General features: G+C 39.6%; 1 protein-coding gene. It reads right to left on the bottom strand.

Going from position 1 to position 1,678, the window contains the following annotated elements; genetic code table 11:
- Positions 1-1,179: ABC-F family ATP-binding cassette domain-containing protein (locus tag ACEW8O_RS07990; protein WP_373494093.1), on the bottom strand; the 1,179-nt coding region annotated here is incomplete at its 3' end.
- Positions 1,180-1,678 lie beyond the last annotated feature (499 nt).

Genomic DNA, 1,678 nt, shown 5'->3' on the forward strand with positions numbered 1-1,678 from the left:
ATCAAAGGCATCCTCTTCCTGACGGTAGTAACCAATTGCCGTGGTTTGGCCCATTGATACTTTACCACTGTCAGGAGTCAGCATCCCTGTTATCATATTCAAAAAAGTAGTTTTGCCAGCACCATTGGGCCCAACAATTCCGATCTTATCCCCTTTTTTGAAAGTGTAACTGAAATCCTTGATAAGCTTTTTGTCATCAAAGGATTTATTCAGTTTTTCGATTTCGATGATTTTATTCCCTAATCGCTGTGAAGTTACTTTTAGTTCAATCTCTCTTTCTTCCCTTTTATTAAAAGCCTTTTCTTTGGTTTCCTCAAATGCATCGACCCGATATTTGGCTTTAGTGCTTCTGGCTTTGGGTTGACGGCGTATCCAGTCCAATTCCTTTTTGTACAGACTTTTGGCCTTCTCCAATTCAGTTGCCTCATTTTCCCTACGTTCTTCCTTTTTCTCCAAAAAGTACCCATAATTTCCCATATATCTGTGAATGCTGCCATTGTCCAGTTCCAAGATCTGATTGGTCACTTTCTCCAAGAAATACCTATCGTGCGTCACCATGAAAAGCGCCAAATTGGCTTTGGAAAGGTAATCTTCCAACCATTCGATGGTTTCCAGATCCAGGTGGTTGGTAGGTTCATCCAACAGCAAAAGATCAGGCTTTTCCAAAATGGCTTTGGCCAGAGCAACCCTTTTACGTTGTCCACCGCTGAGATTACCTACAGACATTTCGGTATCATGCAGACCCAATTTGCCCAAGACCTCATTGATCTGATATTCAAAATCCCAAGCCTGCAGTGTATCCATTTTTTCAAAAATCTTCTGCATCTCATCGCCATTGTCCTTCCCATTTTCGGAATCCAACATGGCTTTGTGATAATGTTCAATCACCTGAAGTGTCTCATTGGTACTTCCATCAAAGATGGTCTGGAACACACTTAGGTCTCCGGAAAAAACAGGATTCTGATGAACATAAGCAACTTTGACCTGTTGATTGACGGCAACATTGCCGGAATCCGGTACTTCCAGGCCCATGATGATTTTCATCAATGTGGACTTTCCGGCACCGTTGATACCGACGAGGGCTATCTTCTGCCCCTGATGTATTCCGAAAGAAATGTTCTGAAAAAGTTTGCGCTCACCGAAAGACTTGGTGAGATTTTCTACTGATAAGTAATTCATGCCGCAAAGATAAGGGAAGGGGAATTGAAAGATTGGAAGGTTTGGAAAAAAGAATTGAAAGATTGAAAAATTTTAAAATTGGAAGATTGGTAATTAGGGAATTAAAGTATTGACATTCTAAGGTGGGTAAATATACTTCTTATCCCTTTCCTTTGTCATGCGGATCCCGATATTATCATCGGGAGAGGCATCTGGATGGCGGTTTGAAGCATCAAAGGTAGGTGGATTCGAATATTATAAAATTGTTAAATTATGTATATTCAAACTTTTTCCGCCACCATACTTTGTTATGTTATTAAATTCTATCACAAAATTTTATATTCCTCAATTTTGACATTAGTTTCTGACCAACTTAAATATTCCATAACGAATAAAATCCTCCTCTTCCTCAGAATTCAGTAGTTTGATGAGTATCGAATTGCCGGGAAGACTGATTTTTATCTCTCCATAGGGAATCTGCAAATCCTCGCTTAGCTGTTTTTCCTGATCAAAAATGATC

The organism is Aquiflexum sp. (genome assembly GCF_041749095.1).
In the GTDB taxonomy this organism is placed as follows: Bacteria; Bacteroidota; Bacteroidia; order Cytophagales; family Cyclobacteriaceae; genus Aquiflexum.